This window comes from Permianibacter aggregans (assembly GCF_009756665.1).
GTDB classification, from domain to species: domain Bacteria; phylum Pseudomonadota; class Gammaproteobacteria; order Enterobacterales; family Permianibacteraceae; genus Permianibacter; species Permianibacter aggregans.
This window is the reverse complement of record NZ_CP037953.1, coordinates 1,663,860-1,689,190: the sequence shown is the minus strand read 5'-3', so window position 1 is coordinate 1,689,190 and position 25,331 is coordinate 1,663,860. Positions and strand designations below refer to the sequence as shown.

Sequence of the window (25,331 nt, the reverse complement as noted above, 5' to 3'; positions counted from 1 at the left end):
CTCCAATCAGTATAAAAGCGGAATTGAAGAACACGATTGCGTTATGAATAACGTTGCGTAGCCTTCTATCGCAATTGCTCCATGCCTCGTCAATTCTCGAATCCGGCCGAGGTGAAATCCGTCGATCTATTTTACGCAATCACTCGGAAGCGTACTGAGTAAAGTGAAATCAGGCGAGTTCCCCTCGCCTGTTCTGATTGCTACGCGGTTAATGCCCATGACTGACGCTATGAGTTTTCACCGTTACCGGCACGCCCAAATTGTCAGCGCCCTCGAAGAAGAACGGCTGACGCTTTTTCGGTGTCGCGCCGATTTCATTCATCGTGGCCGAATCATACAAGCGACCATTGATCATGACTTGCTCCACCTTGTCGGAGTGGCGGATATCGGCCAGCACATCGCCATCGATGATCACCAGATCGGCGAGTTTGCCGACTTCCAGTGAACCGATGTCCTTATCCATGCCCAAGTAATGGGCCGGGTTGATCGTCGCGATGCGCAGCGCTTCCATCGGCGTGGCACCACCGAGTGCCATCGTCCACATTTCCCAGTGGGCAGCGAGGCCCTCGCGCTGACCATGGGCGCCGATATTGACACGTACCCCGGCACGCGCCAGTTTGGTTGCGGTGCGCGCTACATTGATGATGTTGAAATCTTCTTCCGGTGCAGTTTCGCGGCGCACGGCACGCGATTCCAGGATGGTGCGCGGCACATATTTGCTCAGAATTGGATGCTTCCAGACTTCAGTGCGGGCATACCAATAATGCTCACCATCCAAACCACCGTAACCAACCGCAAACGTTGGCGTGTAGCCGACTTTGGTTTGTGACCAGAGCTGCACGACATCATCATAGGCATTGGCAACCGGTATCGCGTGTTCAACGCCAGTGTGACCGTCGATGATCATGTTCATGTTGTGCTGGAACAAACTGCCGCCTTCCGGCACCACCATCAAGCCGGTGTGACGCGCGGCTTCCAGCACTTGCTGACGCTGTTCGCGACGCGGCTGGTTATAGCTTTTGACGCTGATGGCGCCCACCGCCTGCATCCGCTTCAAATGAGACAGCGCATCTTCATAGTTGCTGATCGGAGCCGTGAACGGTGCTTTCGCACCGTACAGAATGGTGCCGGTTGAATAAATACGCGGACCGACAATTTTCCCGGCTTTTTGCATTTCGCTGGCGGTGAAAATCTCGCTGGTATCGTTCGACGGGTCGTGAATCGTCGTGACGCCGAACGCCAGCGATGCATAGTTCACCCACGATTGCTGCGGAATGATTTCCTCCTCACCCATACCGCCATGCCAATGGGCATCAACGAGACCAGGAATGATGGTTTTACCGCTGGCATCGATCACCTGCGCCTCACGCGGTGCATCCAGTTCGCCATTTTTGCCAATGGCAGTGATGCGATTGCCTTGCACGATGATAATGCCGTTGTCGATCACTTCATCGCCATTCATCGTGATGATCTTGGCGCCGGTGATCGCGTAAACCGATGACGGTTTGCTGGCCTTGGCCTTGAAGCCGATCGCCACGCCATCTTCACTGGGCTTCGGTAATTCCGCTGGTGCGCCAGCGATAAAGCTGAAGGCATTTTTCAGTTCGCGGGTAAACAGCTGATCACCTAGCGCAAAATGCACGCGTTCACTGTTGCCAGACCAATGCAGGTATTCGCCGGCATTGACGTCGAGCTGCTTGACCGGCAGCGAATCCATTTTCGGACCAATCGAAATGGTTTTGCCTACCGTCGGCATCGGCGTCACAAAGGTATGGAAGCGCTCAGCGAAGGCCAGCCATTTGCCATCCGGCGACAAGGCGAACTCGCTGGCGAATTCGCTCTTCGCGATATCCAGTTTTTCGCTGCCATCGAGTTTGTGACGCACCAGCTTGCTGTACCAATCGACTTCATTGTTGACGCCGGTTTCGGTCAGGTAAACGTAATCGCTTTCTGCGGCGAACTGCGGTTTGCTGCCGCGCTCAGCAATTTTGCGTGGAACGGTTTTGCCATCGACCTCAACGGCGAACACGCCGGTTTCCAGCGCATGCCATGGCGACACCAGATAACCGCCTTTATCCTTGACGAACACCACGGTCTTGCCATCCGGCGAGAACGTCGGCTCCAGGTATTTGCCCGGTGTCTTGGTCAGCACTTTTTCCCGGCCGCCGTTGGCCGAGATGACGCGCACGCTACCCATGTTCTTGTCGTCCCAGGCGACAAACACGATCTGTTTGCCGTCACGCGAGAACTGCGGAAAAAACTCGAAGCGATCATCGGCCTTGGTCAGGCGCTTTGGTTCACCATCCGGCAATGATTTGACATACAGATGCCCCATCGCCGAATAGATCACCTTGTCACCTTTCGGTGAGACGTTGACCCAGCGCAGCATGTTGACATCGAACTGTTCGGGCGCGACATCAACCGCGAAACGCACCGCTTCACGCACTTCACGCGTGTCTTTCACCTGGAACGGAATGACCTTGGCATTGCTGGTGAATGGATTGACGCGCCAGATATTGCCCTTGGCCCAAACGACAATCTCTTTGCTATCCGGCATCCAGTCGAAGCCCGGATAAACACCATGCACCGACCAGGCTTCTTGCATATCGCGTTCAAGTTGATCCCAAACCGGGAATTCGCGGCCAGTTTGCAAATCCTTCAAGTACAGCGTGCTTTGATTGCGCAAGCGACGGACAAATGCCAGATATTTGCCGTCCGGCGAAGGTGTTGGTCGCACCGCGCCACCGGCGCCAGAAACAAAGCGCTCGCTTTCGCCGGTTTCCAGATTCTGGCGGAAAATTTCGAAAATCTGTTCACGGGCATTTTTGTTGTATTCGAAACGGCTGCCCGGCGTGGTGTCGCGTGAGTAGTACAGATATTTGCCATCGGGCGAAATCGCCGGCTCACCCAAATCTTTCTGCCAGTTTGGTTTCTCATTGAGTTGCACCCCTTTGCCACCGGCAACGTGATACAGCCAGATCTCGCCGGAACCGAGGCTGCGGGTGCCGGTGTAATGTTTACGCGCGGCGATGTATTCGCCATTCGGATGCCAGAACGGATTATTCAACAGCCGAAAATCTTCGTTGCTGACGGCTTTGGCGTTACTGCCATCGACATTCATCGTCCAGACATTGTCGCCGCCACCGGCATCGCTCATGTAGGCTATGGTTTTACCATCCGGTGAAAAACGTGCCTGCATTTCCCAGGCCATCGAATCAGTCAACGCTTTCGCTTCGCCGCCATCAATCGGCAGCAGATACAAATCTCCGAGCAAATCAAAGACGATGTGCTTGCCATCCGGACTGACATCGACAGTCATCCAGGTACCGGCGTTGGTATCCAGTTGCACGGTCGCTTTCGGGCCCGGTGGATTGTTGACATCCCATTTGGCGTCCTCTGCCGCGCTGGCCTGACCAACGCCGAAGGCCAGAAGGCCCGCTGTTACCCAGATTCTCATTGTCGTGTGCATCCTCTGTGGGGTCGCAGAAAAACAGCAAGCATAGCCAGTCGAGGCTCGCCGTCAACGGCAAATATCACCATTTGTTACGAATTTGCCTTGGTGGATTCTCGCATTGCGACATTTCGATCACGCATACTGCAGCTTGTACTTGGTCGATCTGTTACGGGAGCAATCGGCGAGCCGATTGGTTCAGGGCAGGTACGGATCACAAACAAAAGCAAATCAGGGAGAATACTATGCAGGCGATTTCTCATCTTTGGGGCATTTTGCTGGAGCCGCAGTCGAGCTGGGCAGCGTTGAAAGAAAAAACACATTGGTGGCTGCCGCTTGTGGCGGTACTGGTCTTCGGTGTGTTGATGAACTGGCTTTATTATCAGAGCGTCGACAGCGAGTGGTTGGTGCAACAGATGGTTGCCGCCAATGAGTCGCTGACCCCGGAACAGCGTCATCAACAACAGCAAGTGTTAACCGGCGATATGATGATGTACGGCGCCATTGGCGGTACGCTCATCGGTATGCCAATCATATTAGCGATTTTTGCGCTCTATTATTTTCTGGTCGGTAAAATTGTTGGCACCGAGCAAAGTTTCGGCCAATGGTATGGTTTTGTGTGTTGGACGATGATTCCAGTATTGGTCTCGTTTTTGATTTCCATTTTGCTGATTGTAGTCAGCGACGATGGCCAAATCAGCGTTGACGTCATGCAACCGACCTCGATCAACTATTTGCTGACCAATTTCCCGATGGGCCATCCATGGCAGGGCATCGCCAGTCAGGTTTCGCTGCTGATGCTATGGCAACTCTTTATCGGTATTGTCGGTTACAAGGTCTGGACAGAGCGTTCAACCGCTACCTCAACCATCATTGTTATTTTGCCCACCGTTTTGATCTACGGCATTTGGGCCTTGGTTGTGGCGCTGTGACGAAGTAAAGCAAGGATAGTTGTCAATGAAAGCAAAAAAATGGATCGCGATCGCCGTGGTAGCGGCGATCGTGGCAATTCCGGTCGGCAAAAAAATGTTCGGCGGCAAAGCCGGTACCGAAGTGGAAATTGAAACTGTCGGCAAGCAGACGATTCGGTCATCGATTCTCGCTTCCGGTACGCTGACCTATCAACAACAAGTACTGCTGACTTCAGAAGTGATTGGCAAGGTCGCTGAAATTCTGGTTGCCGAAGGTGACAAGGTCAAAGCCGGTCAAATCGTGCTGAAGCTGGATGATCAGCAATTTCGTGCCGAAGTGGAACAACAGCAGGCCAGTCGTCGGCAACAACAAATCAATATCGAACGCCAGCAGGTCAACCTCGACAATGAGCGCCGCCAGTTTGAGCGTACCGAAAAACTGCACAAACAAAAGCTGATCGACGACACGCGCATGGACGATGCCCGTCATCGTTTGTCGCTGGCCGAGATCGAGTTGCGTCAAAGCCGGGTCAGCTTGCAGCAGGCCGAGGCGTTACTGCGCCAGGCTGAACAGCGCTTGGCCAAAACGGTGATACGCGCGCCGCTTGCCGGTACTGTCATTGCGATTGATATCAAGATCGGCGAAACCGCCGTGCCGAGCACGCAGTCATTTGCCGGTTCGCAGATGATGACGATTGCTGATGTTGAAACGATGGTGCTGGAAGCCAATGTCGATGAAGCCGATATCGGAAAATTGTCGCCGGGCTTGCAAGCCGATATTTTCTCGGCGGCCTATCCTGATACCAAACTGACCGGTGTGGTCGATGAGATCCCGCTGGCGCCGAAGCGCAATGTTGGCGCGGTTGCCCAGAACAATGCCTTGAGCCGAACGTACAGCGTCAAGCTGAAACTCGTTGATGACGGCGATTTGATGTTGCGCCCTGGCATGACCTGCCGCACCGAAATCTTCAATAACACCAAAGGTGACACATTAGCCGTGCCGATTCAGGCGGTGGTCAGTGGTTCCGCGCTGGAAAAGCAGGAGGACGAGGACAGCCGCTCGACATTGAAAGCCGAAGACACTTACGCTGTTTGGATAGACCAGGACGGACGAGCGCAAAAGCGTATGGTAACGCTGGGCGTTGCCGATGATCGCTATCAGGAAGTGCTCAGTGGCTTGCAAGAGAACGATCGGGTTATCGTCGGCCCGCCCGCTTCGCTGCGACGTTTGACTGAAGGCGTCGACATCAAGGAAGCCGAGAAAAAGAGCAAAAAAGCCGACAAGAAAGCGGAAGCCACATCGTGAGCATGATCGCGCTGGAAAATCTGTATAAAACCTACAAGATGGGTGACCAGACCGTGCATGCGTTGCAGGACATCAGCCTGCAGATCGACAAGAACGAGTACGTGGCGTTCATCGGCGCTTCCGGTTCCGGAAAATCGACAATGATGAACATTCTCGGTTGCCTGGATCGACCAACGTCCGGAAATTATCGTTTGAATGGCACCGATGTCAGCGGTATGAGTCAGGATGCACTGGCGGATGTGCGCAACAAGGAAATCGGCTTTATCTTTCAGAGCTTTCACTTGTTGCCGCGCGCCAGCGCACTCGACAATGTGCTGCTGCCATTGATTTATCGTGACAAGCGCGTGCCGAATCGTCAGGAGCTGGCGAAAAAAGCCTTGGAAATGGTGGGACTTGCTGAACGCATGGATCACAAGCCGAATCAACTTTCCGGCGGCCAGCGACAACGTGTGGCGATTGCTCGTGCCCTGATCAGCGAGCCATCGATTCTGCTCGCCGATGAACCAACCGGTAACCTCGATTCGCAAACGACGCTGGAAATTCTCGCGCTGTTCGATCAGCTGCACGAACGCGGTCATACCGTGATCATGGTCACCCATGAAGCTGATGTCGCCGCGCGCTGTCATCGCGTCATTCGCTTGCAGGATGGCAAGGTGCAAAGTGATATCCGTTCCCGGGAGGCTGCCTGATGTACAGTTTTCTGGAAAGTTTTCGACTGGCATTCAACAGCATTCGCGCCCATGCGATGCGCAGCGTGTTGACGACGCTCGGTATTTTGATTGGTGTCGCCGCGACGATTGGTGTCGTCGCCATCGGTCAGGGCATGAGTCACGCCATTGGTTCGCAGTTCGAAGGGCTTGGTGCCCAAAACGTCACGATTCGTGCCGAAACCTCGCGAATGGATCAGTTGCAGGGCAAAATCAACCGCCTGACCTTGACCGATTATGAGTTGCTGAAAAGTCGCCTTTCCGGTGTCAGCAATATCACGCCGGTATTGTTTGTCGGCAATGCTTTTGGTCAGGCCCGTTACAAGAACAACGAAACCGTTACCCAGGTTTTTGGTACCACCTCGGCCTATCAGGATGTCAACAACAGCTATCCGCAGGAAGGCCGGTTTCTGACCATTTCTGATGATCGCGCCAATCGCAAAATCTGTGTCATTGGTAGCAAGTTGATTGAGGATCTGAAACTGCCGACCGATCCGATTGGTGACTACCTGGAAATCGGTTCGGAATGGTTCAAGATTGTTGGCGTCATGGAGTCGCGTGGGGAAATTTTTGGTTTCTCGCAAGACAACTACATCATGATCCCGGTCGGCGCGGCCGCAGCGCTGAATGGCTGGTCGCAAAACCAGAATGTGCAGATCAGCATGACCATTGACGATCTGGCCAAGTTCGAAGAAGTGAAGGCCTATGCCCGATTGTTGCTGCGTCAGTCACATGGACTGAAAGCCGGCGATGCCGACACGTTCAAAATCGAAACCGCGCAACAAATCGGCGACACCTTCGAGCAGATCATGAACACCTTGACGGTGGTCATGAGTGGTATTGTGGGGATTTCGCTGTTGGTCGGCGGTATCGGCATCATGAACATCATGTTGGTGTCGGTCACCGAACGGACGCGTGAAATTGGCATCTGCAAAGCCGTTGGTGCCAAGCGTCACCACATCCTGCTGCAGTTTCTGATCGAGGCGGTGGTACTGTCGCTGTTCGGTGGTTTGCTCGGGGTCGGCTTTGGTTATTTGATTGGCTTTGCCATTGCCAGCGCGTTCCCGGTTTTTCCTGATGCGTTGGTACCGTGGTGGGCGGTAACGCTGGCACTCGGGTTTTCGATCATGGTTGGTGTTGTGTTCGGTATTGCACCAGCCGCGAAAGCCGCCCGACTTGATCCGATAGAAGCACTTCGTCACGAATAGTTCGCAATATTCAAGCCAAAAGTTCTATACATCGTGATCGCTGCTGATCGGCGGTCACGATGCGAACAATCACTACAAGCCATCTCAAAAATTCCTGGAGCTCGCCGATCTGTGCGAGTGCGGTGCTCAAAATCCTCATTTTCCGCTCGTAAACTCCGGCTTTTGCGCTCCTAATCGCGCACCTCACCTTCGCCCAGACTATTTTTGAGATGGCTTATAGCTTTTCCCGCTTGTTCTGAGGAGAGCAAACTCCAGCCTGACCGTTCTGAATCAGGACAGCCAGCCTTGTCGTATTGTCCGTCGGTCTTGGCCGCCAGCTGCGAACGGATGGGTTGCCATAGGTGCCCTTAATTCGATACCAAGCACAATGGCTTTGCGTCATTGTTGGCAACGCTACAAAACGACACAGTAGCGACAACTTTCTCTACACATTCTCGTCGAAACGCGTGGTACAAATCAGCGGACCGTTAGCATTGCGGTTGTACGGAGGATATCGGCAGCTGTAGTCACCGATATGGATCAACAAAATCAAATAAGAAGGTCACCATGCTCAAGAAATTATGGTTGTCAGCGAGCCTTGGCACGCTGGCGATGCTATCGCCTACGGCTTTTGCGGCCGAGTCCTTGTTTGTCAAATCGCCATCGCTGGATGCGCGCCTGAATGCGCAGTCGCAAATGCAGGCTCAGCGCCTGGCGAATGAATTTCATCATGCCCGCGTCGATGCCGACTGGCGTTTGAATAAGCAGGGCTGGAATCAACCGGCGTTTGATGTGACGCTGCCTGATGGTCAGCGCATCACCTTGCAACGCCAGCATGCCTATCGCAACCATGCTGGCACCGATGTGCTGGTCGCCAAACCCGGCAACGGTTTGCTGAATTTGCGCAGCGCCGCTACGCCAGCTGCCGACAGTATCTTCGTCAATCGTGATGGCCAAATCACCGGCAGCATTCGTTATCAGGGCAAGCTGTACAGTGTGCGTCCGACCGGCCACGGCCAGCATGCCATTATCGAAGTCGACGAATCGCGGATGCCGGCCGATCACCCGGAACACGATTACGCCGCGCTGTTTGATCAGGCCATTCAATATCAGGTGCCAGCCTCGACCACTGCCGATCTTTCGGCGAGCGCCAACACAGTGATCAAATTGCTGGTCAACTATACCCAAGGCGCGAAAAACGCCGTTGCTGATATCGATGGCCTGATTGATTTGGCCGTTGCTGAAACCAATCAGGGCTATGTAAACAGTGGCATCAATATCACCGTGGAAGTCGCGCACCGGGCGCAAACCAGTTACAGCGAATCGAGCAATATCTCGACCGACCGCGATCGCTATGCGGCGACCAACGATGGTTATATGGACGAGATTCACACTCAGCGCGATCAATACGGCGCCGATGTCGGCGTGCTGATTCTGAACAACAGTGCGGCTTGCGGTGTTGCCAAAGCGATTGGTGCCACGGCTGCGACAGCATTCGCCGTTGTCCATCACAGCTGCGCCACCGGTTATTACTCGTTTGCGCACGAGATTGGCCACCTGCAAGGCGCCCGTCACGACCCCGCTACCGATCCGTCGACAACACCCTATGCCTACGGTCACGGTTATCGGGCGCCGAACAACGCCTGGCGCACGGTCATGGCCTACAATTGTTCGCCGTCCTGCACCCGCATCAATTACTGGTCGACACCGAACCGCACCTATGGCGATGGCCAGGTCATGGGCACCAGCTCCCAGTCTGACAATGCCCGGGTGCTGAACCAGACCGCCGCCACCATTGCCGGCTTCCGTGGTGACACCACGCCACCACCGCCAGGCGACACCTTCACCAACGATGGCAACTACAACATCCCGGACAACAACTCGACCGGAATTCAAAGCCCGATCGCTGCGACCGGTTCCGGCACTGCGGGTACCGTCAAAGTTGATGTGCGCATCATTCACACCTATATCGGTGATTTGATTGTCGATTTGATTGCCCCGGATGGCAGCGTCTACAACCTGCATAACCGCAGCGGTGGTGGTGCCGACAACCTGATCCAGTCGTACAACGTCAACGCCAGCAGCGAGAATCGCGCCGGCACCTGGAACCTGCGTGTCCGTGACCGGGCGCGGGTGGATACCGGCTATATCGATTCCTGGTCGATCACGTTCAACTGAAGATCCGTTAATCCCTGTAGTGTTCTCTTGCCGAAAGGCACTTCCCCAACCCTCTCTCGTTCGCGGGAGAGGGCTTTTTATTGCCCCGTGCTTATGGCATTGCAACTTGCTGACAACGGCGTAACCGGCCTATAGTTCTTCGATAAGACAGGCCGTTTGGCGCAGGCATTTCCCGCTGCATCGCGGTCAACGGATGGGGGCTGTTCCGTGCGGTTGCTGGTGTTGTTGCTGTGGAGTGTCGTCGCGTTTGTCGCCGAAGCCAGCGATCGGGTGTTCCGTATCGGCGTTGAAATGCCGCCACAGGAGTTGAGCGCGCCAGCCTGGCAGCAGATCCGCAACATCTTCCAACAAGCCAACTATCGACTGGAATGGGTTTACCTGCCCGGCAATCCCTCCCGACTACTGCGCATGTTGGAACTGGGTTCAATTGATGTGCTGCCAGAAGGCTCAATACGGCCTGAACGCGAGCCCTACACGCTATTCAGCAAACCGTATCGGATGGAAACCACGGTGTTCCTGGCGCGCAAGGAAAAAGCCAGCCAACTGCAGATTCATCGCTTGCAGGACATTCTCGATAATCGTTGGCGGGTAATTGATGCCGACGACGGCTGGTTCGGTGCGGAATGGCAGGCCTTGCGTCCACAGCTGGTAAAGGCCGAACTGACCTTGCCGGCACGCGATCCGGAAACGGCGATTCGCTTAATCATGCTGGACCGCGCCGATTTGCTGATCACCACCGATGCCTGGACGGCGATGATGGACATGGAGCAGCGCGGCCTGACGACCTTGCCTTATATCGTCAACGAGGAACCGGTGCATTTGATGTTCAGCAAAATGACGGTTGACCAAGAAGAAGTCGATCACATCAATAAGGCCATTCAAGCCTTGAGCGATTCCCAACATCCCTGATGATTTGTGCCCCTCGTCGCTAACGCTTTTGCCTACAAGCGGCTCGAAAAAAAAGGGCTATGCTGACGCGGTGCAAGCAATGGCCGCTCAGCGCAAACGAAAGACATCGTGCAGTGTTTCGCTGCTGCCATCACCACGCCACCGCCGGCTGACTGAAAAAAATCCGTTGCTGCCGCTGCCTTGCCAGAGCGCCGTAGCGCCGTGCAATTCCAGACCGGCAACATCCAGCACGCTGTCCTCGGCCTGAAATCCGAGCGGTGCTGAAATATCGGCAGCGGTTAACGTCAAACGTGAGCGCTGCAATACGACCGCCGTTTGTGCGCCGCGAATCCTTACATCAAACACTTCCGCTTCACTGTTCATGATCTGCAGCGCGGTCGTTTCTACATGCTCAAGTCGGGCATCCGGACAACTCTCCAATTCAATACGGGTTGCTTTGCCGGAAAAGAAAAATCCGCGCTGCTTGTGGCACCGAACCAGCGGCAGCGGATTGGCTGATGAGGCTTGTTGAGTCGGCGTCGGCGGCTGCAGCAAAAACGGTTTAATCGTGGTGATGAACGCATCGAAGTGCGATTTCATCGGCACATGCCCGGCGCCGCTCAGCGTTTGCAAACTCGCGTTCGGCATTTTCTGTTTCAATAACTTGCCGGTCCGCAATGCAGTGACTGGATCGTGTTCGCCCCAGACGATCAGCGTCGGCATATCGGCCTTGCTGAAGGTGTCGATAAAGTTGGTTTCAATCAACGCCAGCGCGGCCTGCAAATTGCTGCGCTCATGCAACAACTGCTCACGGGCCAACGGGTTTTCCAGCAAGAAGCGGCTGAAATCCGGCAACTGCTCCAAGCGTCGGGTCAGGCCAGCGCCGAAGCGACTCAGACCCGGTTCCAACCATTGGTAAACGCCGCCGAGCAAGGCGTTGTCTGGTCGCAGGCTGGCTTTCATCACATGCTGCATGAACACACTGCGATGAACGATACCGGCGACATCGACCAGCACCAGTTTTTCAATTTGTCTGGCATATTGCGCGGCATACTGTAGTGCGACGGCGCCACCGAGCGAATGACCGATCACCTGAATTTTTTTTCCCGGCGCAAATCGTTGACGAATCTCCTCGCAGAGCCGGGCATATTGTTCGGGCGAGTACATCACGTTTGACGCCGCTGACTTGCCAAAACCGGGCAAGTCGAACGTCAGCACAAAATAATGTTCGCTAAGTGCCGGCATCACCTGCTGCCAATCGGTCCAGCCAGCCTGTCCGAGTCCATGAATCAACAACACCATCGGCTTGCTGCGCTGGCCAAGATGCACGGTATAGATTTCGGATTGAAACGTTTCCGAGCGAAAGCGTTCCGCCTGAAAAACCGGCACGCCATTTGCCGTCGCTGCAACACTAGTGGTGGTGCACAGTAAAGCTAACCAGAGCCAGAACATTCGGGCAACAATCATTGAGCCGACTCCGCTACGGCTGCCTGCATGGCTCGCCACAACTGTTCAACGTGCTCGCGCTCGGTCGGTAGCGCACCGAGCGATACCCGCACCATCCAGCGGCCTTGTAATTGCGACGGTGTTAAATAGGCAAAGCCGGATTGGTTGATGGCATTGACCCAACGTAACGTGTGTTGATCAAGCGCTTCGCCATTCACGCCCTCTGGTTCATGGCGCAGACAAATCGTTTGCAGATGCACTGGGTTCAAGATTTTCCAAGCGTGTTCGGCCCGCACTTGCTCGGCCAACCAACGCGTGTTTTCCAGATCACGACGTAAACGAGTCTGTAATCCCTCGATGCCTTGTTCACGAAACAGAAACCATAATTTCAACGCGCGAAAACGACGGCCAAGCTGCAATCCCCAATCGCGATAATTTTTCGCCTGACCATCGGCGGCCGTTTGCAGATAACTCGGATTGGTGCTCATCACGCGCACCAGATGTTCGGCGTCCCGGACGAAATACACCGAACAATCAAAAGCAACGCCTAACCACTTGTGCGGGTTCATCACCAGCGAGTCAGCTTGCTCAATGCCTCGCCATAATGTTCTGCACTCCGGCAGAATCATCGCGGAACCGGCGAGCGCCGCATCGACATGCAACCACAGTTTTTCTTCACCGGCGATGTTGCCAATGGCCTGCACCGGATCGATTGCCGTCGTGCCGGTGGTGCCGACCGTCGCGACAATCGCGCAAGGATGCAAACCAGCGGCGCGATCGGCGGCAATTTGTGCGCGCAACTTGTCCGGGCGCAGTGCAAACTGCTCATCGGTTTCTATATGGCGAATATGTTCACGACCAAAACCGGCGAGCAGGGCGGCTTTGTCAACCGAGCTATGGGCATGAGCCGAGGTATAAACGATCAAGGGTTTATCGTCGGCACGCCGGCCGGTGTGCATCATTGCGTAATCATTGCCGCGCTCGCGCGCGCTGAGCAGTGCCACCAGTGTCGAAACCGAAGCCGTATCGTGAATGACTCCCTGCCATGAATCGGACAAGCCCAGTGCTTGCCGCAACCAATCCGTCGTCACTTCTTCCAGTTCGGTCAGTGCCGGACTTGATTGCCAATTCAAGCCGAGCTGACCCAAACCGGTCGACACCAAATCAGCGAGCACCGTCGACAACTCGCCGTTCGACGGAAAATATCCAAAGAAACGTGGATGCAAAAAATGTGAGCAAGCTGGCGTGATCAGGTGGTCCAGATCGGCCAGGATAGCCGCCATCGATTCCGGTTGTTCCGGCGCTTGTCGCGGCAACGCGGATTTCAAACTGCCGGGTTTGACCGGTGCCATTACTGGTGGCTGGCCTTGATAAATCTGGGTGCGTTGATCGGCAATCCAGTCAACCAACTGATGACCATACTGGCGGAATTGTTCGGGCGTCATGGCAAGTCTCTTACGCGTGTACCGGAATTTTCCAAACAGTATCTTACCTCGGTACCAGTATCTCAATGCGTTTTTGTCGATTCGTGGTGGGCCTCAAAAAATTGCTTGGCCGCGATAAAAACTGGTCGATATGATGCGGTGTGTTTTTTGGGGAAACGCGCCGTGACGGCAGTCGCGGTCATGACAATAATGATTGAAGGAATAAATGATGTCTTCTTCACTCTCGGCATCGGTGAGCGCCGATGATCTAATGCTTCAGCAGCAGTATAAGCGTCACGCCTGGCTGGCCGTTATTGGCCTTGGTGGATTCGTGTTGCTTTACCTGATGCTCAGCACCTGGTTTGCTTACACGGCATGGCATTCATTTGGCCTGCTTGGCAGCCATGAGAATTGGTTGTTTCATCTGATTGTTGGTGGTGCTTCCGGCTTCCTGGCACTGTTCATGATCAAGGCCTTGCTGTTTGTCAAAAAGGGACAGATGCCGGACTTGATCGAAGTGACGGCGGAGCAGCAACCGAAGTTGTTCGCTTTTCTGCACGATATTGCCGACAGTGCCGGCGCGCCGCGACCGCATCGGGTGTTCCTGTCGCCGCGCGTCAACGCCGCCGTTTTTTACGACCTGTCCTTGCTGAACCTGATATTCCCGGCCAAGAAAAATCTGGAAATCGGTTTGGCTTTGGTCAATGCCTTGAATCACTCGGAAATGAAGGCCGTGCTGGCGCATGAGTTTGGTCATTTCGCCCAGAAAACGATGGCCATCGGTCGCTGGATTTATATTGCTCAGCAAATTGCCGCACATATCGTTGAACGGCGTGATGCGCTCGATAAATTCCTGCGGGTGATTTCCGGCATCGATCTTCGTATCGCCTGGGTGGGATGGATACTGCGACTGATCGTCTGGTCGATTCGCGCTGTGCTGGAATCGGCATTCCGTTTGACGATGATGGCCGAACGGGCGCTGTCACGGGAAATGGAGTATCAGGCTGATCTGGTCGCGGTGTCACAAACCGGCAGCGATGCCATTGTTCATGCCTTGCACCGTTTGCAGGCGGCCGACGAAGCCTGGGAACGCGCGCAAGGTTTTCTGTTCAACGAGTTGCAGGAAGGTCGATTGACCAAAGATGCGTTCACCATTCAAAGCCGTGTGATGGAACGCATGGCGATGATTTTGAACAACGCCCAATACGGCAAGTCACCGCGACTGCCGGCGAATGCACCCGAACAATTCCGGGTGTTCACCGCCGAGATTGCCCAGCCACCACGCATGTGGGCAACGCATCCGCAAAATCATGAACGCGAAGCCAATGCCAAGCGACGTTATCTCGCCATGCCGATTGATGAGCGCTCCGCCTGGGAAGTGTTTGACGACGCCACCGCGTTACGCGAACAGATGACCCGTCATCTGGTCAGCCACTTGAATGAAGTGCCGGAGGCCAGCGCGTTGGAAGAAAGCTTGAGCGCGCTCGACAAGCAATACGATCGCGAGTTTTTGCGTTCGGCTTATCGTGGCGCTTACCTTGGCCGTTCGTTTGTTCGTCATGTCGAAACGCCGGAACAATTGTATTCGGCGCAAATGGATAAAGCCGTTGACGGTTTGTCGGCGTTGTATCCGGCAACACTGGCCAACGAGCTGGACAATTTGCGCAATCTGGAGAAAGAGCGAGCATTGCTGGAAGCCATTCGAGATGGCATTTATTCCGCGCCCGGCGGCGTCATCCGTCATCGCGGCAACACGCTGCTGAAACGTGAGTTGCCGCAAGCGATTGCACAAGTGCGCGAAGAATGCAGGGCGGTGCAGGAACGCATTCATCGCCATGATCAGCTTTGCCGCAGTGCCCATGTCTCGGCGGCGAAGGCACTTGCCAATGGTTGGCCGGAGTATTTGCAAAGCCTGACATCGGTGCTGCATTTTGCTGATCATGCCGAGGCGGATTTGCGCGATGCTTACGGTTTGTTGAATAACGTGGTCGCCATTGTCACCGCCGATCGCAACGTCAGTTCGCGCGAACTGAAACGGGTCATCAACGCCGGACAGGAAGTGTATAAAGTGCTGCACGCGATTTATGTTTGCGCTGATCAAGTCAAACTCAGCGACGATATTCTGGCTCGACTGGAAACGGAGTCATGGTCGAAAGCGCTCGGCGAGTTCACGTTGCCGCCACCTGGCAAAGACAACATCAATCAGTGGATGGATGCCATTGGTGGTTGGGTAGGCGGCACTGCTGGCGCGTTATCGGCGTTGCGGCACATTGCCCTGGATTTATTGTTGCAGGCGGAGTTGAAAGTCGCCAAAGCCTACCGGCAACAAAGCCAACTGGAGAGCGCCCCACGTGCCAATCAGGTGCCAGCCCACTATCCGCGTCTGTTGCCGGGCCAGGAACGGGCGCTGCAAAAACGCCTTGGTTGGTGGGACCGGTTCCAAACGGCCGATGGCCTGATCCCGGGTTTGCTGCGCTTTGTCGTGGCGGCCGGCATTATTGGTTTCGCCCTGAGCGTCAGTTTGATTGCCGTATTGCAATCCTGAGCCCACTCGTACACTCCCGGTTTAGCCGGGAGTGTCTTTTCAAAACCAATGGTTATTCTCCAACACGGTCGATAGAAGACATTTCTTTCACTGTGCGAATTGGCTTACACGCGCCACTCCTGTTCACCATCACTGGTCGTCGACAAACGCGGCTATCGCCGCACGTTATTCAATCGTAAGATTTCGCTCGATTCAGGATGAGTCGTTCCGCCTTGCGGTGGTTATCGCGATAGGATTAGCGGTTGCCACTGGTCGTCCTGGCCCGATTGGGCCTTGCCTTGTGTGTGCTCGCACGCCGTCTTTGCATCGCCTTACGAAATCGGTTCGGTGGTTTTTTCGTAACGTGTTCACGCCAATCATCACGCCGTCATCGAATCAACAGGACAACGCCGGGCAGCGTTGTGATGGCTTCATTTTCCGTCAAGGAGTGGCGTTATGAGTGATCGTAAAGGCGACAACCAAACCCTGTCGCTGTTGTTTGAACAGCAGCAACCGAAAGAGCAACTACCTGGCATGGCGCTGTATGGCATCAGCTCCGATGGCGAGTTGAAAAAATTGGCTGCGGTTGACGCCGGCAAACTGAAACTCGACAAGAAATGGGAAGGTGCCGGATTCGTCCGTTTCGCACTGGGGCCGGATGCCGAAAATCAACCGGAGCCCGGCGCCCAAACGCTGATGCATTTTCACTGGCGCGATTTGCAAACATTGGCTGTTCAGCGCCAGCCATTAATCGTGCCGGAAAAATGGTGGCGTCATTGGTGGCCTTTTGTTCGTTGTGTCAGCGGTTCGGTTCGACGCTGCTTTTTTCCGTTTGCTGAGCTACCTATCCATGCACCGCTGCTGCGTTTGCAACCGCCATTCAAGATTCAACCGTTGCTGCCACCGGCATTCTGTTTGCCGATGTGTGATGGCATTGTCGAAGTCTATGAACGTATCTGTTGTTGCAAATTCATCGACATTGTTCCCGATATCTTGATTCCGCGCATTCCGGAATTGATTCCGGAACCATTGCCCTGGCCGGATCCATTACCCGATCCGGAACCGTTCCCTCCGGGTCCATTTCCCCCTGGCCCTCGACCGCTGCCGATCACACGTCTGCAAACCAGTCGCGCGACGATGGCGCCAGCCAGCACACCACGCAAACTGGAAGATTTGGCCGATGCCCACGGACTTGGTGCGGAGCAGGGCGCGATGTTGCATCGGCTGCGTCAGGACGTTGCGGAGTTGCGCAAAACATCGGCCGCGCAAATGGCTGAGTTCTTGGAATTGCGTCCGTACCTGTGGCCGCTGATTTGCTCCTGCACGACCAAAAAAGTCGGCCAGAGCAGCTTGCGTCCCGATGGTCAGTTTGATGTCTGCTGGCCGGCATTTTTATCGCCGCTGAAGTTACATTGCCATCGGCGCTACGCTTACATCATCAAGCAGTGGCATAACGGGCAATGGCTGACCGTCTACAACGGTTTGGCCAAGCATGAGTATTTCAAGGTCGACGAAACTCCAGTGCTGCGCAGCTACCTCGGTCATGCCTGCCACGAGCCGCCACCATTGGACCATGACAAGCCATTCATGATGCTCGATTTGATTGGCTCGACTCGCAGTCATCGCCTGCATAGCCATTGGCTCGGCAAGAACGCGGTTGGTCTGGACTTGACCCAACCGAGCGCTGACGCCTTGCACCCGTTACCGGAAAATGGCGGCTTGTGCGACCCGTCCAATGTCGACAGTGGCTCGGTCAATCGGCCGTGGGCGCAAACGCTGTCTTTGAGTTTGCTTTACAGCGAGTCCTTGAAAGCGACCGGTGCCCGTTATTACCGGCTCAGTCATGTGCCGGTTCAGGACAATGGCCAACCGCTTCCGGGCGCCACGCCTACGCCATTAACCGCAACCATCAGTTGGCAGCGGCTGCACTTTATTGGCGGGCAACCGGAAATCACCAGCGACAATCTGGGGCCGGTGTCGATGAATGTCGGTGGCCAGGCAGTCACTGGTTTGTATCGCATTCCGTTCCAGTCCGATGGCCATTGGCTTGGGGCTCAACCACATGGATTGTGGGCAACCGATGGCCAAAACGGCCGTTCACTGCTCTACCTGGAGGTGTTCGATGCGGCAGGCAATCGCTTGAATCCGGTCAATGCCGGCTTTGATTACTTGCGCCGGATTGGCGAAACAGGTCCCGACTCGATCAGCATCATCCGCCATGAACGGCTGGCGCATGCCTTTTGGCTCGACAACAAACCGGTCTATGCCGACATCATCGATCTGCGCAAAAACGGTGTGCCATCTTCGCAGGAATGTCAGTTCATGTCGGGCGAGGCAACAGCGCTGTTCAGCACCGGTTTTGCCGCATTCCATACCACCCGCAACCACGTCAGTGGGCCACGGACATTCATGCGCGACTACACCTTGACCTGGTATCGCGGCCTGAATGGTGCCAGCGAAACGTTTGACAGCGGCGACACCAACGCACCACCGAGTCTGAACCCAGCGGCACCGGCCCAGTCGGCCTCAGTCAGCTTCGATTACCTGCTGTCGAAGAATGCCTCACCCCCTCACAAGAAGTGCACCTTTGCGGTCACCTTGCGGGTGTATTGCCGCCATACCAATGGCAGCAGTCGGATCACGGCATTTGACCGCCAGGAAACCGCAAGCTTCGCAGTGGAAATTATTTAACCGGAGGCGGAAAGCAAAACACCCGGCATATGCCGGGTGTTTTTTGCGGAAAAGGCTTAGAGGCCGTTGGCTTTCAGGAAATCCTCGCTATGGGGATTGCCCGAGGTATTGCTGAAGCCACTGGTGCTCTCGGCGCTATTCAGCAGCGCCGAACGCAAGGTCAGGAACGCATTGAAGTTGCGGCTGACTGAGTGAGAGTCGAGGTACAACGCGGCAGCGCCAGCTACATGCGGTGAAGCCATCGAGGTGCCGCTCATCGTCGTCGTGCCGCCACCTTTAGCCGTCGACAGAATGCTGACGCCAGGGGCGGCGATGCCGACCGGAGCCGAGTTGCGGCTGGTCCAGCTCGCCGACTTGGTGCCATAGTTCGACCACGACGGCCAGTTGTCGGCCGACGAGGTGGCGCTGACGGTAATTACCGCATCGTCATAAGCGGCTGGAGTGTGGTTGGCGGCATCGTCGCCGTCGTTACCGGCGGCCACAACGAACACCACACCTTTAGCGGCGCCACGGCAGAACGCTTCATGGAAGCTGTCGTTGCCGGTGAACGAGCCGTTATTGCAGCTACCCGATTTGGTGCCACCGCCGCCAAGGCTCAGGTTGGCGACCACCACCTGGTTATTGCTCTCGGCCCAGTTGGCGGTGAAATCGATGCCGGCGATGATGCCGGAGAAGGCGCCAGAGCCGCGGCTGTCGAGCACCTTGACCGCATGCAGGGTGGCGTTCGGGGCAACACCGATGACATCGATGCTGTTGTTCGCAGCGGCGATGGAGCCAGCGACATGGGTGCCATGGCCTTGATCGTCATCCCAGGTTTTATTGCATTTGCCTTTGCAACTGACCGCGGCGAAATGGTCCGCGCTATTGCTGGACAGGTTGGCGACCAGATCAGCATGGTCAGCATCGATACCTGTGTCGAGCACAAATACATGCACACCGCTGCCGCCAGAGGTCGGCGAGCCAATGCGGCTTATGCCCCACGGTGTCACCTGGTTGGCGCTGCCGCCGCCACCACCACCGCCCGGCTTCGGCGACATTTTCACCGGCCGGTCGAATTCGACGCTGGCAACGTTCGGGTCGGCCTGTAGTTGCTTCAGGCGTGCTTCCGGAATGCGGGCAGCAAACCCGGTCAGCACCGTGCCGTAGCTGTGCTTGACTTGCGCTCCGTGGCCGAGCGCCAAGCCTTGGGCCCGGGCTTTGTTGCCAGCGGCATTGCCGTCCTGATGACTTTTCATCCGAACGATAACGTCGACAAATCGCTCATCGGCAGCGGCTTCAGCCACCGGCGAAACGCTGCAACAAGCCAGCGCGACGGCACTTGCCGCCAGTGTCATGGAAATCGATTTCATTTGTGCTCCCTAGCTTCTGGTTTTCGAATTATCAGGCGCCACCTCCGTATGGTGGCGTGTTCCTGATAGCACCATGTTTGGCGGGAAATTCATTGCCTGAGCGCGACATGTGTGCGCCTCCAGGCGACGCCCGGAAGCTGGTCAGAGGGGTGAAAACAGGGTTAAGCCGGAAACTTCTGCCATTCGGCATTGGACTTGGCAGTCGAGGCGTATTGGCCTGGCGTGACGCCGTAACGTTCCTTGAACCGACGGGTGAAGTGGCTCTGCTGCGAAAAGCCGGTCGCATGCGCCACATACGTGCTCTTGTTGCCCTCGATCAACAGCTCGGCCGCTTTGCTCAGGCGTTTGTCCAGCAGGTACTGCGATGGCGACAAACCGGTGGCCGCTTTCAGTCGGCGCTGGATTTGCCGCGGACTCAGAGCCAGTTTGTTGCCGATTACATCCAGCGACAGGGCGGGATCAGCCAAATGTTGGTCGAGATACTCGTCGAGCTTGTCCAGCAGCGGGTCGGCGATCGGGGCTGGCTTATCCTCGATATTAAGCAGCGGCGGTTCCGGCGTTAGAGCTGGTTCGCTGAAATCACGCAGGCGCCAGCGCTGCCAGGTCTCAACTACGACGACAACCAGCAGCCAAAGCACCAGATAGGTGTCACGCCAGGTACGTAGGGCCGGGTCGAGAATCGTCGTACCGTACCCAACCAGATGCACCGCCAACGGCATCAACCACAACACCAAACGCCCCAAATCGGGCATTGGCCGGCGCTGCGGCACCCACTTCGGCCGGCGCCAAGCCAGGCGCCATAACGGGCTCAATATCAGTAACAGCGGCAACAGAGGCAAATAGAAGATGACCGCCAGCAGGTCGCTGGAGTAAACATCCAGGACGCCGATGTTCCAAAGCCCATCAAGCACATCGCTGACCAGAAAGCCGGCGAAAATCAACCATAAGGCCGCCGCATCAAGGCCAACCCGGGTGCGCCAGACCGCACGCAGAATCAGGCTAATCTGCACGAAAATATAGACATCGAGGCTGACGTAAAACAGGTAAGAAGGGATCCAGCTGTCGTATTCCTCCGGCGCCAGCACCGCCGGTAACAGGATGATGTAGCCGAACATCACGGCGACCAGCGCGACCGAAGCGGTGATCCGGTGTGGCCGGCCGCTAATCCGATCGAGCATGACGACGACGACCAGATAATAAAGGCTGAACGAGATATCCATGGCCAGCACGCTGAACAGCGTATCGGCGCCAAACCAGCCGCGAAAAGCGAACAGGCTGCCGAGATACCAAATGCCGAGCGCCAGCGCGAACAGTCGCCACCAATGACCGAGAATGGCGTGACGCAGAAAATGGGCGCGCCAGAATGCCGCGATCGCGGCAAGACCAAGCAGCATCAGTTCGCCGTTGCCGGCAAACCAGGCCTGCCGGAAACCGTCCGGCAACCAGGGCAAGGTGAAACAAAGCAAGACTGTGGGCAGGGCGACTGCCCACCACAGATACGCTGCGACTATCCCTCGCCGACTTCGCAAAATGGCCAGCGACACAGAAGTATCCACCTACACCAATCGTTTTTCGAACATAGCAGAATTCGCCGGTTTGTGGCGCTTGCTGGCCGCATTTTGTTGCGTGGCGGCATGGTCACTCAGGCTTCGTGGCAGCGAGTTGCGGGTTAAGTCATTCATGTCCAGTAAAAAAGACAACCCGCCACAAGGGCGGGTGGATTTTTTGTTGTATCGTTTTTGTCCCCGAACCGTCAGCAACCGCCGCGATTCTGTCGGGATAATTTTTTGTTGTGTTGTCGTCCCTCGCGTTGATTAGACGTGTGAAGTCCAATCCGCCCTCGCCAGTTAACCCGATGATACTGAAACAGGAAGAAATTCCTGCGAAACAGGAAGGAGTCCCTCCGGCTCAACGGTTTCCCGTCTGTTTTTCCCGTTCCCTAACAGATCCCCGAAGAGCCGGAGTACCACAAGGTTGCCTCTGAAGGCGTCCCAATCAGACCATTTTTCATCGACAAAAACAGCCGCTGGAGACGACAAACACTTATCCTCAGGCGACATCGACGGCTTTTTCCGCTGCTTTTGCACAAAGTTTCGCCAGCTGGACGGTTGGTGACTGGCACTACAATGAAGCAACACCAATGGTGAGAGAAATCATGACACCCCGCATTTTTTTCCTGCTCGGATCACTGTGTTGGCTGACATTGGCGCATGCCGCCGAACCTTATTACCCGTCAGCTGGTGACTGGCCGCTGCGTTCGGCTGCCGAACTTGGCTTGGACAGCAAACGACTGCAACAGGCCATTAGCGAAGTGCAGCAACAGGAAAGCCGGGCGCCGCGCGATCAAGCCCTGGCACAGAAGCTGAGCTTCGGCGCCCGTGAGCCGTTTGATGACATTATTGGGCCGATGCAGGAGCGCAGCGGAATCAATGGTCTGGTCATCTACCGTGGGTACAAGGTAGCCGAGTTCGGCGACACCCGCCGCACCGATATGGCCCATAGCATCAGCAAGAGTTTTCTTTCCGCCGTCGTGGGTTTGGCCTGGCAACAGGGCTTGATCGCCTCGGTCGATGACCCGGTGCGTACCTACTTGCCTAGCGATTCACTGTTGTTCGCCGATCCGCACAACCAGCCGATTACCTGGCAGCACTTGCTGCAACAGACCAGCGACTGGCGCGGCGAGCTGTGGGGTAAACCGGATTGGGCTGACCGGCCGGTCGGTCAGCCAAAAGACTGGGCCAATCCGCCCCGTCACACACCCGGCAGCCACTACGAATATAACGACGTGCGGGTCAATCTGCTGGCGCTGGCGGCGTTGCAAGTCTGGCGTCAGCCGTTACCGAGCGTGCTGCGCGAGCAGATCATGTTGCCAATCGGCGCCTCCACAAGCTGGCGCTGGTATGGTTATGACAATAGCTGGGTCGAGCTTGATGGTGAAAAGATGCAGTCGGTGTCCGGCGGTGGTCACTGGGGTGGCGGTATGTTCATCAACGCCGAAGATATGGCCCGCTTTGGCTATCTTTATTTGCGTAATGGCCGTTGGCGCGAACGGCAATTGATTAGCGAGCAATGGATAGCGCAGTCGCGGACGCCAAGCCCGGCCAATGCCGAGTACGGGTATATGAACTGGTTTCTGAATACCAGTCAGAAAACTCTGCCAAGCACGCCGGCCTCCAGCGTCACCTTTCGCGGCAATGGCATGAACATCATTTATATCGATTGGCAGAACGAACTGGTCGTGGTGGTGCGCTGGATTGCCAATGACCAGGTGCTGGACCGCTTTCTCGGCCAGATCATCGAAGCGCTGCCCGAATAACCGAGCTTTCGCCGGCGAACTAACTCTCCGGACAGCAAAAAGGCCGCATCAGCGGCCTTTTTGTTCGATACCTAAATTACTTGGCTTTCGCGATCATGTAATCGAGCACGTTTTTCAGCTCTTCTTCCGAGCAGTCCATGCACATGCCCTTGGCTGGCATCGCATTCAGACCGTTCATCAACGAATTCCACAGCGCGTCTTCGCCTTTGGCCAGGCGCGGTTTCCAAGCAGAGGTATCGCCAAGAATCGGGGCGCCGGCCGCACCGGAGGCATGGCAGGCCATACAGGCGGTGTTGTAAACCTGTTCGCCGCTGCGTGGTTCGCCAGAACCGCCACCGGCAGTAGCCACAGCTGGTGCCGGATTCGGGATGTCGTCGCCTTCGACATAAACATCGCCTACCGGCGCCGTGCGCTCGCGTACCGCTTCGGTGGAGCGCCAGCCTTTGTAGCCTTTGACTCCCTCGGTGGACGACGCCTGGACGGTCAGACCCAGCGTCAGCAAAGCCACCGATGCGGTGACCACGATACGGCGCAACGTGCTCATTCAATAAACCTCGTCATTCAAAATCGGCATTCCCCGGTCAAGCTTGTCTACGACGTCTCGGGCCGGGGCGAGTGGCAGGCGCGAAGTATAGCGGAACGACCGCCGGCAATAGAAGGTAATCCCGGCATTTCAGCAGGCCTTTTACCTATACCAGTCACCCTCAATCGGTTAACCGCTGCAACACCCTGAAACAAGTGCGGTAAAACTGTCATCAATTGATCGAAGACAATTAGCCTCACGAATTTGTGTTTTTCTCGTATTGGGGATCCCGACCATGTTACGCGCCACTCTGATTGCCGCCACCCTTACCGCTGTGCTCGCCGGATGCGGGCAAGCGCCAGCCAGCCCGGCCAATACCGCCGCTGCAACCGCTGCGACCAAGCCTTTGCTGCTGACCGATGCCGATACGCTGATTATCGGCAGCGGTGATTTCGCCAGCGGCCCGCTGATTTCCGGCTCGATTCAGCCGGAAAAGCGCGCTGATCTGCGTGCCGAAGTCTCGGCTGTCGTATTGCAGGTGGTCAAAGACAACGGCGACAAAGTGAAAAAAGGCGATTTGCTGGTGCGTCTCGATGACACCACGATACGCGATCAACTGAACAGCGCCGAAGAAGCCCGTCGCGCTGCTGAACAAGCTTTTGATCAGGCTCAACGTCAGCTCGACCGTTTGCAAACGCTGTCATCCTCCGGCGCTGTTTCCCAGCAATCGCTGGAAGATGCCGAAATCCGTCGTAACAATGCCCAAAGCGATTTGGTCGCCGCCCGCACTCGTGTGGTTCAGGCTCGCCAGCAATTGGAGCGCACCGAAGTGCGCGCGCCGTTTGATGGCGTCGTCAGTGCCCGCGAAGTGTCGAATGGCGACACCGCGCAAGTTGGCAAAGCCCTGCTGAAAGTGATCGATCCACGCAGCGTCCGTTTTGAAGGTTTTGTGCCAGCCGAACACGGCCCGAAACTGGCCGTCGGTGCGCCGGTGCGCTTCCGCATCAACGGTTATGGCGATCAAGCCTTTGAAGGCAAAGTGCAACGCATCAACCCGATTGCCAATGCCACCACACGCCAGATTGGTGTCACCGTTTCTGTTGACTGGGAAAAAATTCCAACGGTTGCCGGCCTCTACGCTGAAGGCACCGTCGAAACCGAAACCCATGCCAATTTGATGTTGCCGCCATCGAGTCTTGTTATCGAAGGTGACAAGCGTTTTGTCTGGACTTTGAAAGATCAAAGCATTCACAAAACCGCTGTGCAAATTGGTCAAACCGATGCCCGTACTGGCCATCTGGAAGTGTTGAGCGGCATCGAAGCCGGCGCCCAAGTGCTGCGCCATCCGAGCACCGGTTTGCAGGAAGGCGCCAACTACGAACTCGCTTCGGCCGCTGCCGCTGCACCACTGACCGCTAACGCGCCGTAAG

16 protein-coding genes are annotated in these 25,331 nt (G+C 55.8%); 10 read left to right on the top strand and 6 right to left on the bottom strand.

Going from position 1 to position 25,331, the window contains the following annotated elements; translation table 11 throughout:
* Nucleotides 1-208: 208 nt before the first annotated feature.
* Complete coding sequence (locus tag E2H98_RS07800) at nucleotides 209-3,457, bottom strand: amidohydrolase family protein (RefSeq protein WP_198325266.1); 3,249 nt, start codon at nucleotides 3,455-3,457, stop codon at nucleotides 209-211.
* Between the two features lie 239 nt (nucleotides 3,458-3,696).
* On the opposite strand from E2H98_RS07800, the gene E2H98_RS07795 reads away from it, so the two are divergent.
* The 6 genes from E2H98_RS07795 to E2H98_RS07770 all read left to right on the top strand — a co-directional run bounded on the left by E2H98_RS07795 (nucleotide 3,697) and on the right by E2H98_RS07770 (nucleotide 10,649).
* Nucleotides 3,697-4,383: a Yip1 family protein gene (locus tag E2H98_RS07795; protein WP_133588237.1), complete on the top strand. Its 687-nt coding sequence runs from the start codon at nucleotides 3,697-3,699 to the stop codon at nucleotides 4,381-4,383.
* 25 nt (nucleotides 4,384-4,408) lie between these two features.
* Entirely contained in the window at nucleotides 4,409-5,668 is a 1,260-nt protein-coding gene (locus tag E2H98_RS07790) for an efflux RND transporter periplasmic adaptor subunit (protein ID WP_133588239.1), read from the top strand.
* A 2-nt stretch (nucleotides 5,669-5,670) separates the two neighbouring features.
* Nucleotides 5,671-6,357, top strand: a complete 687-nt coding sequence (locus tag E2H98_RS07785) for an ABC transporter ATP-binding protein (protein ID WP_133588735.1) — start codon at nucleotides 5,671-5,673, stop codon at nucleotides 6,355-6,357.
* Nucleotides 6,357-7,583 (top strand): ABC transporter permease, encoded by a 1,227-nt coding sequence (locus tag E2H98_RS07780; RefSeq protein ID WP_133588241.1) that lies wholly within the window; start codon nucleotides 6,357-6,359, stop codon nucleotides 7,581-7,583. The genes E2H98_RS07785 and E2H98_RS07780 overlap by 1 nt, the downstream gene beginning before the upstream one ends.
* Before the next feature lie 546 nt (nucleotides 7,584-8,129).
* Nucleotides 8,130-9,740, top strand: coding sequence for a proprotein convertase P-domain-containing protein (locus tag E2H98_RS19190; RefSeq protein ID WP_133588243.1), 1,611 nt, complete (start codon nucleotides 8,130-8,132; stop codon nucleotides 9,738-9,740).
* 207 nt (nucleotides 9,741-9,947) lie between these two features.
* Nucleotides 9,948-10,649 (top strand): substrate-binding periplasmic protein, encoded by a 702-nt coding sequence (locus E2H98_RS07770; RefSeq protein WP_133588245.1) that lies wholly within the window; start codon nucleotides 9,948-9,950, stop codon nucleotides 10,647-10,649.
* Nucleotides 10,650-10,736: 87 nt separating this feature from the next.
* Here E2H98_RS07770 and E2H98_RS07765 read toward each other — a convergent pair whose 3' ends face one another.
* Both E2H98_RS07765 and E2H98_RS07760 read right to left on the bottom strand, forming a co-directional pair.
* On the bottom strand, nucleotides 10,737-12,095 hold the full coding sequence (locus E2H98_RS07765; protein WP_133588247.1) for an alpha/beta fold hydrolase: 1,359 nt from the start codon (nucleotides 12,093-12,095) through the stop codon (nucleotides 10,737-10,739).
* Entirely contained in the window at nucleotides 12,092-13,519 is a 1,428-nt protein-coding gene (locus E2H98_RS07760) for a pyridoxal phosphate-dependent decarboxylase family protein (RefSeq protein ID WP_133588249.1), read from the bottom strand. The genes E2H98_RS07765 and E2H98_RS07760 overlap by 4 nt, the downstream gene beginning before the upstream one ends.
* A 205-nt stretch (nucleotides 13,520-13,724) precedes the next feature.
* Between E2H98_RS07760 and E2H98_RS07755 the strand changes: the two genes are divergently transcribed.
* Both E2H98_RS07755 and E2H98_RS07750 read left to right on the top strand, forming a co-directional pair.
* The gene (locus tag E2H98_RS07755; RefSeq protein ID WP_198325265.1) at nucleotides 13,725-16,043 is read left to right on the top strand and encodes a M48 family metallopeptidase; all 2,319 of its coding nucleotides are present in this window, start codon (nucleotides 13,725-13,727) and stop codon (nucleotides 16,041-16,043) included.
* Between the two features lie 435 nt (nucleotides 16,044-16,478).
* A complete protein-coding gene (locus E2H98_RS07750; RefSeq protein WP_157591294.1) occupies nucleotides 16,479-18,713 on the top strand; it encodes a hypothetical protein in 2,235 nt (744 codons plus the stop codon).
* 56 nt (nucleotides 18,714-18,769) lie between these two features.
* On the opposite strand, the gene E2H98_RS07745 is transcribed toward E2H98_RS07750, so the two are convergent.
* Together E2H98_RS07745 and E2H98_RS07740 are read right to left on the bottom strand one after the other, a co-directional pair.
* A complete protein-coding gene (locus E2H98_RS07745; RefSeq protein WP_198325264.1) occupies nucleotides 18,770-20,062 on the bottom strand; it encodes a S8 family serine peptidase in 1,293 nt (430 codons plus the stop codon).
* Between the two features lie 161 nt (nucleotides 20,063-20,223).
* Complete coding sequence (locus tag E2H98_RS07740; protein ID WP_133588255.1) at nucleotides 20,224-21,528, bottom strand: helix-turn-helix transcriptional regulator; 1,305 nt, start codon at nucleotides 21,526-21,528, stop codon at nucleotides 20,224-20,226.
* A gap of 689 nt (nucleotides 21,529-22,217) precedes the next feature.
* Here E2H98_RS07740 and E2H98_RS07735 point away from each other — a divergent pair.
* Nucleotides 22,218-23,378 carry a serine hydrolase domain-containing protein gene (locus tag E2H98_RS07735; protein ID WP_133588257.1) on the top strand — a complete coding sequence of 387 codons (1,161 nt, stop codon included), beginning with the start codon at nucleotides 22,218-22,220 and terminating at the stop codon, nucleotides 23,376-23,378.
* A gap of 76 nt (nucleotides 23,379-23,454) precedes the next feature.
* On the opposite strand, the gene E2H98_RS07730 is transcribed toward E2H98_RS07735, so the two are convergent.
* Complete coding sequence (locus tag E2H98_RS07730) at nucleotides 23,455-23,922, bottom strand: c-type cytochrome (protein WP_133588259.1); 468 nt, start codon at nucleotides 23,920-23,922, stop codon at nucleotides 23,455-23,457.
* Between the two features lie 274 nt (nucleotides 23,923-24,196).
* On the opposite strand from E2H98_RS07730, the gene E2H98_RS07725 reads away from it, so the two are divergent.
* Nucleotides 24,197-25,330, top strand: a complete 1,134-nt coding sequence (locus E2H98_RS07725; RefSeq protein ID WP_133588261.1) for an efflux RND transporter periplasmic adaptor subunit — start codon at nucleotides 24,197-24,199, stop codon at nucleotides 25,328-25,330.
* The last annotated feature ends 1 nt before the right edge of the window (nucleotide 25,331 follow it).

What these genes read in the sequence shown, in the direction of transcription:
- E2H98_RS07760 (WP_133588249.1), bottom strand. Translation starts at nt 13,519, where the DNA reads ATGACGCCCGAACAATTCCGCCAGTATGGTCATCAGTTGGTTGACTGG.
- E2H98_RS07745 (WP_198325264.1), bottom strand. Translation starts at nt 20,062, where the DNA reads ATGAAATCGATTTCCATGACACTGGCGGCAAGTGCCGTCGCGCTGGCT.
- E2H98_RS07785 (WP_133588735.1), top strand. Translation starts at nt 5,671, where the DNA reads ATGATCGCGCTGGAAAATCTGTATAAAACCTACAAGATGGGTGACCAG.
- E2H98_RS19190 (WP_133588243.1), top strand. Translation starts at nt 8,130, where the DNA reads ATGCTCAAGAAATTATGGTTGTCAGCGAGCCTTGGCACGCTGGCGATG.
- E2H98_RS07790 (WP_133588239.1), top strand. Translation starts at nt 4,409, where the DNA reads ATGAAAGCAAAAAAATGGATCGCGATCGCCGTGGTAGCGGCGATCGTG.
- E2H98_RS07750 (WP_157591294.1), top strand. Translation starts at nt 16,479, where the DNA reads ATGAGTGATCGTAAAGGCGACAACCAAACCCTGTCGCTGTTGTTTGAA.
- E2H98_RS07780 (WP_133588241.1), top strand. Translation starts at nt 6,357, where the DNA reads ATGTACAGTTTTCTGGAAAGTTTTCGACTGGCATTCAACAGCATTCGC.
- E2H98_RS07795 (WP_133588237.1), top strand. Translation starts at nt 3,697, where the DNA reads ATGCAGGCGATTTCTCATCTTTGGGGCATTTTGCTGGAGCCGCAGTCG.
- E2H98_RS07735 (WP_133588257.1), top strand. Translation starts at nt 22,218, where the DNA reads ATGACACCCCGCATTTTTTTCCTGCTCGGATCACTGTGTTGGCTGACA.
- E2H98_RS07800 (WP_198325266.1), bottom strand. Translation starts at nt 3,457, where the DNA reads ATGAGAATCTGGGTAACAGCGGGCCTTCTGGCCTTCGGCGTTGGTCAG.
- E2H98_RS07765 (WP_133588247.1), bottom strand. Translation starts at nt 12,095, where the DNA reads ATGATTGTTGCCCGAATGTTCTGGCTCTGGTTAGCTTTACTGTGCACC.
- E2H98_RS07730 (WP_133588259.1), bottom strand. Translation starts at nt 23,922, where the DNA reads ATGAGCACGTTGCGCCGTATCGTGGTCACCGCATCGGTGGCTTTGCTG.
- E2H98_RS07725 (WP_133588261.1), top strand. Translation starts at nt 24,197, where the DNA reads ATGTTACGCGCCACTCTGATTGCCGCCACCCTTACCGCTGTGCTCGCC.
- E2H98_RS07755 (WP_198325265.1), top strand. Translation starts at nt 13,725, where the DNA reads ATGATGTCTTCTTCACTCTCGGCATCGGTGAGCGCCGATGATCTAATG.